Origin of the sequence: Reichenbachiella sp. (assembly GCF_039969095.1) — a bacterium.
Classification (GTDB): Bacteria; Bacteroidota; Bacteroidia; order Cytophagales; family Cyclobacteriaceae; genus Reichenbachiella.
The window spans coordinates 282,295-293,722 of sequence record NZ_JBDVOL010000010.1 but is presented as its reverse complement, the minus strand read 5'-3'; the positions used below and the strand labels follow the sequence as shown (position 1 = coordinate 293,722).

5 protein-coding genes are annotated in these 11,428 nt (G+C 39.2%); 4 read left to right on the top strand and 1 reads right to left on the bottom strand.

Annotated features, from left to right (window positions below; all coding sequences use genetic code 11):
• Positions 1 to 10: 10 nt before the first annotated feature.
• Positions 11 to 3,019, bottom strand: a complete 3,009-nt coding sequence (locus ABJH98_RS04595) for a TonB-dependent receptor (protein WP_348306457.1) — start codon at positions 3,017 to 3,019, stop codon at positions 11 to 13.
• Positions 3,020 to 3,656: 637 nt separating this feature from the next.
• Here ABJH98_RS04595 and ABJH98_RS04590 point away from each other — a divergent pair.
• From ABJH98_RS04590 to ABJH98_RS04575, 4 genes are all read left to right on the top strand, one after another.
• Positions 3,657 to 4,679, top strand: a complete 1,023-nt coding sequence (locus ABJH98_RS04590) for a LacI family DNA-binding transcriptional regulator (RefSeq protein ID WP_348306456.1) — start codon at positions 3,657 to 3,659, stop codon at positions 4,677 to 4,679.
• A gap of 956 nt (positions 4,680 to 5,635) precedes the next feature.
• Positions 5,636 to 8,053, top strand: coding sequence for a glycoside hydrolase family 31 protein (locus ABJH98_RS04585; protein ID WP_348306455.1), 2,418 nt, complete (start codon positions 5,636 to 5,638; stop codon positions 8,051 to 8,053).
• A gap of 10 nt (positions 8,054 to 8,063) precedes the next feature.
• The gene (locus tag ABJH98_RS04580) at positions 8,064 to 10,067 is read left to right on the top strand and encodes a glycoside hydrolase family 97 protein (protein WP_348306454.1); all 2,004 of its coding nucleotides are present in this window, start codon (positions 8,064 to 8,066) and stop codon (positions 10,065 to 10,067) included.
• The gene (locus tag ABJH98_RS04575) at positions 10,067 to 11,425 is read left to right on the top strand and encodes an alpha-amylase family glycosyl hydrolase (protein WP_348306453.1); all 1,359 of its coding nucleotides are present in this window, start codon (positions 10,067 to 10,069) and stop codon (positions 11,423 to 11,425) included. The genes ABJH98_RS04580 and ABJH98_RS04575 overlap by 1 nt, the downstream gene beginning before the upstream one ends.
• Positions 11,426 to 11,428 lie beyond the last annotated feature (3 nt).

Below are 11,428 nucleotides of genomic sequence, written 5' to 3'. Positions count from 1 at the left end.
TTCATCTAGCTTAAAAATTGAAATTAACCCCTAGTACATACGTTCTAGGACGTGGGTAAACATTCTTGTCGATACCTGGAGCCAACGCATCATTGATCTCAGGATCTAGTCCAGAATAGTTCGTAATTATGAATGCATTCTGAACAGTAAAACTCACGCGAGCTGAAATTTTATCAGAGAATACTTTTGGAAAGTTATACCCTGCACTGATGTTGTCCATTCTAAAAAATGAACCGTCCTCTATATAAAAGTCACTCTTGTACTGTGCGTTAAAGAATTGAGATTCTTCAACGAAAGTCGAGATGTTCGACAAGTATCCAGATTGGTTATAAAGATTAGCATACAAACCTTTGCTAGACGCAATGTTGTTGTACACATCGTTGCCTACACTTAAACGACCAGCAAAAGAAAAGTCAAAATTCTTGTAAGCAAATCTAGAAGACAAGCCAATCATAAAGTCTGGTGCTGGATTGCCTAGATAATATCTGTTTAAGTCATTCCCATCTACCTGACCACCTTCTCCGGTTTTATCAACATAAAGACCTTCGATTGGCATACCATCCTCATTATACACTTGCTTGTACAGATAAAAAGTATTAGTTGGATAACCCACACTGTTAATCTGAACCCGGTTGTTACTACCGCCGTCAATTTCTCCTGCTTCGTATCCGATATAGTTCGGATCATCAAAAGCAGTCAGCTTAGTGATTTTGTTCTCATTTTTAGAGAAGTTAGCACCGATTTGCCAGCTCATATCTTCATTTGAAATCACATAACCATTCAATGAAATCTCATATCCCTGGTTTTCCAAAGAACCAACGTTAGTAACCACTCTGTTTGCAAAGTTAGTACCGACTGGCACAGGAATTTCGTTCAACAAATCATCTGTTGTTCTCTTATAGTAATCAAAAGATCCACTTATTCTATTCTCAAGAATACTAAAATCAATACCAGCGTTAATTGTGGTAGTTTCTTCCCATTTGATATTAGGATCATAAGCCAACGGCTTCCACTGCGTATAAAGCTGGCCTCCAAAACCATACAGAGAAGTACTGGTACTTCCGTTATAACCAGCTATGGCTGGATAATCATTATCTGTAATGTCTTGTTGTCCCGTGACACCATATCCAGCTCTAACCTTCAATTCATTCAATGCATTGACAGTTTTCAAAAATGATTCCTCTCCAACTTGCCATGCTACTGCTACGGATGGAAACAATCCCCATCGGTTAGACTCAGAGAATTTGGATGAACCATCCCTTCGCAAAGTACCTGTTACTAGGTAACGGCCTTTGAATGTATAATTCACTCTACCAAAAAAGGACACTAAGTAACTCTCGGTTTTATCTATTGTGGTATCAGATCCGATATACTCACCTGTATCATCTGCCAACCATGGTCTATTCGCATTTTCCTTTTCCTCATAAAAGTGCTGCCAAGAATATCCAGCAGTTACATCTATTTTACTATCTATTGATGTGATTTCTTTCGAATAGTTCAAATAGGCATCTAACAACTCATTTTTACCAAGCACATCGTATGTCTTTACATTAGTCTGAGGACTTCTATGTGAAAAGGCAGCAAGAGAATCTGTATTATCAGTTCCTTCACTTTTATAGTAATCATATCCAAGATTCACTACAGCTTTTAATTCTGGTAAGAAGGGCAACCTATAGCTTGTATTGACATTACCAATACTTCTTAACACTTGAGAAGTGTTATTTTTTTGGTTAATCATCGCCACTGGATTATCAGTTGCAATAAAATTAGGCGTTCCGTCTACTTCATTTACCCAAGTAAAATATCCACCATAAGGTGAAGACTCATCATAAACAGATTGTGTTGGATCAAAACTGGTAGAAGCACCAATCGCTCCGTCATTCGAGAAATTGTTGTCTGTCAACATACCTTTAATGTTGACATCAAAAATCAAGTCACCATTCAACAAACTTGGGCTCAACCCTAATGAAAGCGTAGTTCTTTCCATTTTCGAATCCTCTAGCATACCATTTTGATTGGTATAACCAACAGAAGCTCTGTAAGGCATCGCATCAATGGCGCCAGTTACGCTCACATTATGATCAGTTGAAATGGCATTTCTGTAAACCTTCTTTTGCCAATCCGTATTATCACTTCCAAGCAAGGCAGTGGTGATTGAAGGATCAATCGTATGATCTGCAACCACCTGTCTGAACTCATCGCCTGAGTAAACATCCGTATAATCAATTGGCACACCAACCGAGATGTTTCCATTGTAGCTCACTTTCATATCCTGTCCCGATTTACCTTTTTTGGTAGTAATGATTATCACACCATTAGATGCTCGAGAACCGTAAATAGCAGTAGCCGAAGCATCTTTCAATACAGTGAAAGTCTCAATGTCATTTGGATTTACAGTGGCTAATGGGTTTGCGAAACCATCAATTGTCTTGTTTGTCAATGGTACACCATCCACAACAATTAATGGATCATTGCTAGCTCTAAGAGACGATCCTCCTCTAATTCTAATAGTCGAATTACCGCCTGGTTGGCCTGTTGGTGCAGTAACAACAACACCAGCGACCTTACCCATCAATAGCTCTTGAGGAGTTGAGATAGCACCTTTGTTAAAGTCATCCGAATCAATGGCAACAACTGAGCCCGTCACATCTCCGCGATCTACCTCTCCATAACCGATTACTACAACTTCTCCTAACTGAGAAACGTCATAACCCAAACTAACATCAACAGTAGTTCTAGAACCTACATTGATTTCCTGAGTTTCAAAACCAACATAAGAAATCACCAAAACGGTATTTTCTTCTACTTGCAGGCTATAATTTCCATCGATATCAGTGACCGCTCCATTGGAGGTGCCCTTTACAATTACATTCACTCCGGGGATGGCTTCGCCGGATTCTGCATCTTTGATTGTTCCAGATACCATGTTTCCTTGTGCAATCGCACTAGAACTTGAAAGGATGAGTAATACACCCATTCCAAACAACATGCTGAAAACTAACTGGTAATAGTTTTTCATAGTGTTTTAATTAATTACGAGTTTTGTTAATTGTACTTTTCTAAGATTTGCTTTCTGAACATCTCGTCCTCTTCGAAAAAAACATCTAATTCAAGCGCTAATAATTAATTAATGTTAACTTCTTGCAAAACCGATTCAAATGTTGCTGACTATCCAATAACGTAAGGACTTCTTCAACTTTTCTTCGTTCTTGCATATTCAATAATAAACCTAAAAACATAGAATACAAGTCATATTCACAGTTTTTTTTATGCATTTTCGCATGCAAACGATTCCGCAAACGATTTCGGAACATATTTTTTTTTCATTATTTTTTTATTAATCAATTCTTGGCATGCTCTACATTAGAAAGCATAAAGCCAGTCAATAATTAATCAATTAATTGTATTATTGTAATAAATAATCAAATTTACTCTCAGATAGGTTTAACCTCAAGTGATAATCAATTACTTAAGAATAACGTAATAGTTTAGATTCGGTAATTGGGATTTGTGAGATTATACACTAGGTTTAACACCAATTGAATGGTTAAAGTGCCATATCACTCGTGGTATTGAATTTTTCGCTATTTCTTACTCCCGAATTAAGGTGATTTGGATCGGACAAAATACCAGCGTAAAAATTAAAGCATAAGAGAATGAAAAGCAGTCAAGTTACGATTAAGGATCTAGCCAAAACATTAGGCATATCCCCTTCTACGGTCTCTCGTGCCTTAAATGATCATCCAGACATTAGTCCTGAAACAAAAAAAGAAGTCAATGAATTAGCCAAAAAATTAGACTACCAACCTAATGTAGTTGCTCAGAATCTCAGAAGTCAAAAAACGAACACCATTGGTGTAATCATTCCTGAGATCGTTCATTTCTTCTTTTCAACAGTTATTTCAGGCATTGAAGAAGTGGCTTACAAAGCAGGATACACAGTCATGTTTTGTCAAACCAGTGAATCTTATGAACGCGAAGTCAAAGACACCAAAGCGCTACTTAACCAGCGAATAGATGGTTTAATAGTATCCTTTTCAAAAGAAACTCAAGACTTTGAGCATTTTCAAGAAGTAGCTAAAAAAATTCCAGTGGTTTTGTTCGACAGAGAGACAGACGAACTCAATGTCAGTAAAATTGTCGTCGACGACTATGATGGAGCTGCTATGGCCACTCAGCACCTTATTAACCAGAAAAGCGAGCGTATTGCACATCTGGCAGGTCCAGACAACTTAACAATTGGAGCCGAACGAAAAAAAGGTTATGAGGATACATTGAAGAAAAACAACAGAAAAGTCAATCCTGATTATATATTACCTTGTTTTCGAGGCACATTGGATGAAGGTTTTCATGCCATGCAAAGGCTGCTAGATTTACCAAATCCTCCAGATGCAGTTTTCTGCACCAACGATACTGCGGCATATGGAGCCATGAAAGCAATTAAGGAAGCTGGCCTGGAGATCCCAAAGGATATTGCTATCGTTGGATTTAGTAATTGGCAATTTTCTTCATTGATTGAACCTCAATTGACTACTGTTTCTCAACCTGGAGTGGACATGGGAAGAGCCGCTGCCAAACGCTTAATTGCAGAACTTCAAGACAAAGAACTGAGAGAGCAACCCATAAGACAGGTATTGAAAACAGATCTAATTATCAGAAAATCTTCCAAACGTCCATAAGAGAAGGGTTATCGAAAATGATAATAATGAAAATGCCAACTTATTTCTTATAAATTGGCCTTAAATCAGATGTGCTTAGCATTCTGATGGAATGGAACGACCAAAAATTATCACATCACAACTTGAAGAATGTATTAAATCTTGACTTATACAAGGTTAATTTTAGTTACAAATAGAATTCAGCTCATACCGATACCTTTGCTCGCCAGCAGGCCTTACTTTCTTCCTTGACGAAGAAAGTAAGCAAAGAAGTCAATGTCTCTATACATTTCTTAACGCTTTTCTTAGCTTAATATCAGGAAACAAAAGAAACTCGTCAAGTCGACAACCTAAAATTTCTTATCATTTTAATGACTCAAACAGTCTTATGTTTCTAATCTGATTTTAAGCTAAGAAAAACTAAAATGAATAGAGGCCAACTAAAAGTAGTGTACTATCCTATTTTGAATGATACAAAACAATACCAAATTGAAAATTTCACTGTTTGACCCCGACAGGGGGAGTTTTGAAATTTTCTAGCCTTTTTGCTTACTTTTTTGGTAATGAAAAAAGTAAGAGCCAGTCTGGCTTGAGGACAATGTCCGACAATGAACCTATGATAGAACTTAGCAAACCTATTTCATTTGTATGCAGCCTTCCTATTCCCGTAATACTCCACCTAAATCATTCATTCAACATCAATGATTCTATCTTTGACTGGAACCAAAATTTTCAAAACAACCTTTATTATCAGAAAATCTTCCAAACGGCCTTAATTATTTTGCTTTTCTCTGCAAACGATTGAAACAGAGTAAAAACCCTCAAAAAGACCACCAATTAGCCATTTTTCATCTTTTAGTTTTCAAAATCATTTGTGATTGACTTAAAAACGGGTCTAGCTTTAAAAGCTTTTTGAAACATTTCGTGTCCTCTTCGGAAAACATCTTTCAAGCTCTTATTGAAGATATAATTGCCTTATGATTGTTGAAGAGAGAAAAAATATAACTACTAACGGAACACTTGTTCGAGGGTCGTTATTATCTTATCAGCTGGACACTTACGGCTTCTATGGTCGTACGGATACCGAAAACATATGCATTGAAGTATATGAGGAAGGAATGGTCCGTGTTAGGATTTCCAAGAAAGAGAAATTTGATAATTTCCACTATGCACTGGCTACCGATATCAGCCAAAAATCTATAGACTTTTTAGAAAAAGAAGACAGTATCATTATTTCTACGGGAAAGGTAGAAGTGTCAATTATGAAAGCTCCCTTTCGAATTACTTTCAGAAATGAAAAAGGTGAAGTCATCAATGAAGATGATGCGTCTTTCGGTACAAATTGGATTGGTGAACAAGTCACAACCTACAAAAAACTACAACCTAACGAAAAATTTATAGGACTAGGTGAAAAAACCGGTCCACTCAATAAAAAAGGAAGAGGCTATCAAAACTGGAACACAGATCATTTCGGATATGGCAAAGAAACAGATCCGTTATACTGTTCTATTCCATTTTATATGGGCATTCATAGTGGGATGTCTTATGGCATCTATCTCAACAACTCACACAAGTCTCACTTCAACTTTGGAGCTTCCAACAATCGGTTTTCTAGCTTTTCAGCTGATGCAGGAGATATGGACTACTTTTTCATCCATTACGATTCAGTAAATGAAATCATTGGAGCGTATAGCCGGTTGACGGGAAAGATGAGTCTTCCTCCAAAGTGGTCTCTAGGCTATCAGCAATGTCGTTATAGCTATTATCCAGAAGCTGAAGTGCTCAATACAGCACAGAACTTTAGAGACAAAGAAATTCCAGCTGATGTCATTGTACTTGACATCCACTATATGGAGAAGTACAAAATATTCACTTGGGATAAGGAAAGATTTCCATGCCCAGAAACTATGATTGAAAAATTGAAAGCCTTGGGCTTCAAAGTAGTCGTCATGTGTGACCCTGGGATAAAAGTGGAAAAAGGCTACTGCACCTATGAAGATGGGTTGGCCAAAGACGTTTTTATCAAATATCCAGATGGAAGCAACTATGAAGGCGAAGTTTGGCCTGGATGGTGTCACTTCCCAGATTTTACCAAACCAGAAACCAGAGATTGGTGGACAAACCAGCTCAAATCTTACAGTGACATTGGCATTGAAGGTTTTTGGAATGACATGAATGAAATCGCTACCTGGGGACAGTCTTTACCTGAATTAATTGAATTCGACTTCGATGGAGATAAAGGCACCACTCGAAACGCAAGAAACATTTATGGATTGATGATGGCAAAAAGCACCTGGGAAGGGGCAAGAAAAAATCTAAAAGGCAAACGACCATTCAATCTAACCAGAGCTGGATTCGCGGGTATTCAAAAGTATGCCGCAGTTTGGACTGGAGATAATGTAGCCTCAGATGAGCACATGCTTTTGGGCATGCGCATGCTCAATAGCATGGGACTATCTGGTGTTCCTTTCGCTGGATTCGATGCAGGTGGTTTTATTGGTAATGCTTCAGAAAATCTATTTGCAAGATGGATTTCAATGGCAGCTTTTACCCCTTTCTTTAGAGGTCACTCCAATGTAAACACAAAATCAAGCGAACCCTGGACTCACGGAGAACATACAGAGGAAATTTCGAGAAACTACATTAGTCTTCGCTACCGTTTGATGCCTTACGTCTACTCTACTTTTTTTGAAGCTAGTGAAACTGGAACCCCAGTCAATCGCTCGTTGGCTATAGACTACACGTATGACGAAAATATCTACAAAGAAGCTTATGAGAATGAGTTCCTATTTGGTGATTCCATATTAGTGGCTCCAGTATCAAGCGAAAAAGAAATAGAGAAAATTTACCTCCCTAAAGGAGAGTGGTATGATTTGTTTACCGATGAAAAATATCAAGGCAATAAAGAACCATTAATAGAATGTCCGGTTGAAAAATTACCTGTATTTGCTAAGTCATCGGCTATCATACCTGTACAATCTCAAGTTTTCAGCAATCAAGAAAAGCCCTCAGGTCAACTAGAATTACATTTGTATAAAGGAAAACACGACAACAGTTTTTCTTATTACGAGGATGATGGTGATTCCTATGAATTCGAATCAGGAAAGTACTACAAGCGAGACATTAGCTACAAGGCAAAAAACCACCAGTTGAGTTTTAGCAAAGCTCTTGGTAGCTTCAAGAGTAGTTTCAACGAAGTGAAACTGTACTTCCACGGCTTCGAATCTAAAGAGCTTCAGACTCTTAACATTGACCATGAAGACTATCATTTCATTTCGCCACTTTCGAATTTCGATCCAATCGATAATGGAGCGAGAGAAGATTACAAAATCACAAACCTACCATTCACCACATTCAAACTGAAAAACGAAGAGTTTTCAATTAATTGGAAATAAGAATCTCAATATGAAAAAAATAATACTATTTATGCTTACCCTCAACCTAATAGGTTGTGGAACAGATCAAACTCAAAAATTACAAACAGCTCTCTCCTCTCCAAGTGTCAAAATTTCCATGGAATTTTACCTTGAGGCAGACGGATCCCCAGGCTATCTAGTCAATTATGGAGAAAAAGCTGTGTTGGATAGTGCCAGACTTGGATTTGAACTGGGAAACCAAGTCAGTTTAAAAAATGGCTTTGAAATCGTTAAAACGAGTACTTCATCTTTTGACGAAACCTGGGAACAACCTTGGGGTGAGCAAAGATTGATCCGCAACAACTACAATGAACTGAAAGTAGAATTGATCAATGCCAGTCAAATCAGATTAAACGTTATCTTTCGTTTATTCGATGATGGTATAGGGTTCAGATATGAATTCCCTGAACAAGAAAAATTGGGTGAATTTGAAATCATGGATGAATTAACTGAATTCAATTTTCCTGAAGATCACGATGCCTGGTCTATTCCTGCCTACGCTGGCAACAGATATGAGTATTTGTATCAAAAGGCCCCTATTTCCGAATTTGGAATGGTTCATACGCCATTGACTATCGAGGCCAAGAACGGACTGTTCTTTCACATGCATGAAGCAGCGTTATATGACTACCCAAGTATGGTAGTCAAAAATATGGGTGGCACTAAACTCAAGTGTGATTTGGTACCCTACAGCAAAACCAACCCTGTAAAAGCGTATTTAAAAACGCCGTTCAGTACCCCATGGAGAACACTTCAGATCGGTGAAACTCCTGGCGATTTAATTACCAACTATACGATCTTAAACTTGAATGAGCCAAGCAAAATCGAGGACACATCATGGATCCAACCTGGCAAATACATTGGCGTGTGGTGGGAAATGTTCATCAACATAGGCACCTGGCACAAGGGGCCTAAACATGCTGCGAATACAGAAAACGTAAAAAAATACATCGATTTCGCTGCAGCCAATGGATTCTCAGGCGTTTTAGTCGAAGGCTGGAACTATGGCTGGGACGGCAACTGGATGGGTGGCGGTACCAAATTCGAATTTTCAAAGCCTTACCCAGATTACGACATTGAGTTTTTGAGTAAATATGCCGCTGACAAAGGCGTTTATATCATTGGTCATCACGAAACTGGCGCCGATACCGAAAACTACGACGAGCAGCTCGAAGATGCTTATCAGTTTCTGGAAGATCATGGTATGAAAGCGGTAAAAACGGGATATGTAGAAAATGGTGACACTTTGCCCAATGGCATTTACCATCACGGGCAATACTTCGTACAGCACTTCCAGCGTGTGATAGAAATGGGTGCCAAGCACAAAACCATGATCGTCGCCCACGAGCCAATCAAAGACACCGGAAAAAGAAGAACCTGGCCTAACATGGTCTCACGTGAAGGCGCTAAGGGACAGGAATACAACGCCATGGGAGGTAGCCCAACAGATCACGTGGTAACCATTCCATTTACCAGATCATTGTCAGGACCATTTGACTACACGCCGGGGGTATTTGATATTCGTATCAAAACAAGCCCTGATCAAGTAAAAACTACAATTGGGAAAGAATTAGCACTTTACACCATCATATATGCACCCATGATGATGGCAAATGATTTACCAGAAAACTATGAAGGACATCCTGCCTTTGAGTACATCAAAGCAGTTCCGACGGACTGGGAAACTACCCAAGTAATTGATGGGGAAATTGGAGACTTCGTAACGATAGCTCGTCAGGAACGCAAAACAGACAACTGGTTTGTAGGAACAATTACGGATGAAAACCCAAGAGCCTTTAAATTGCCATTGGATTTCTTAAAAGAAGGGGTGACTTACCAAGCGACCATTTATGCAGACGGAGAGGATTGTCACTATATCGACAACCCTATTTCTTATCAAATCAATGAAATGGTAGTAACTAAAGCCACTATATTAGATATGAAATTAGCTGCCGGCGGTGGAGCAGCGATTAGCCTATACCCCAAGAACTAATGACAAAAATTCAATTATTAGCCATCATCCTTTTAGCTTCTTTGAGCTTTATGTTGGCTTGTGAGCCAAAAGAACAGCAAGTAGAAGAGCCTCCAATTACCTTCCCAGAGCGTGCGGCAGATATGACCATTTACGAGGTCAATATCCGCCAGTACACGCCAGAAGGAACTATCAATGCTTTTGCAGAGCACTTACCCCGATTGAAAGAATTGGGCGTTGAGATGCTTTGGATCATGCCAGTACAACCGATTGGTAAGGAAAAAAGAAAAGGCTCTCTGGGTAGCTATTATTCGATTTCCGACTATTCAGCAGTCAATCCAGAATTCGGAACGCTGGAAGACTTCAAGGCGCTTGTCCAGAAGGTACACGAACTGGACATGGTCATTATCCTGGACTGGGTGCCGAATCATACGGCCTGGGATCATCCATGGATCCAATCCAATCCAGAGTATTACGCCAAGGACAGCTTAGGAAACATCACGTATGAAGCGGATTGGGAGGACATCGCACTACTCGATCACACGAACGAAGGCACCAGAAAAAGTATGATCGAAGAGATGAAGTTTTGGATCACGGAAACAGATATCGATGGATTCAGGTGTGATCACGCAGCACACGAAATTCCGCTTTACTTCTGGGAAGAAGCTACAGCAGCACTAGACCCACTAAAGGACTTGTTTTGGTTGGCTGAATGGGATGAACCCAGATTGCACGCCAATTTCCATGCATCGTATTCTTGGGAGTTGCTGCACCTGACGGAGCATGTTGCCAAAGGAGAAAAAACCGCACATGACATAAACAAATTCATCAACAAGGATTTGGCCTTGTACGGCAAAAATCCATTCAGAATGACGATCACGACCAACCACGACGAAAACTCATGGGCAGGCACGGTATTCGAAAGATACGGAGATGGTCATCAAGCGTTTGCCACTTTCATCTTCACGGCTTATGGATTTCCTATGATCTACAGTGGGCAGGAAGTTGGTCTGGACAAACGTTTATTGTTCTTTGAAAAAGACACGATTAATTGGGAAGACCCAAAAAGTCTCACCCCTTTCTATCAACAATTGGTAAAGTTGAAAAAAGACAACGAAGCCCTCTGGAATGGTGGCTACGGAGGTACACCTAAGCGCATCAATAGCGACGAGTGGATTTATGCTTTCAAACGAGAAAAGAACCGCAATCAGGTGATTGGTTTGATCAATATGTCAGACGAAAAGCAGACTTTTAATCTAACTGATGCATCATCTGCAGGCACCTACACAGATACTTTTACCAATGCTTCATTTACTTTAGCTACAGATCTGCCATTGGAAATAGAACCATGGCAATATTTAATTTTTGAGAATAACTAATTG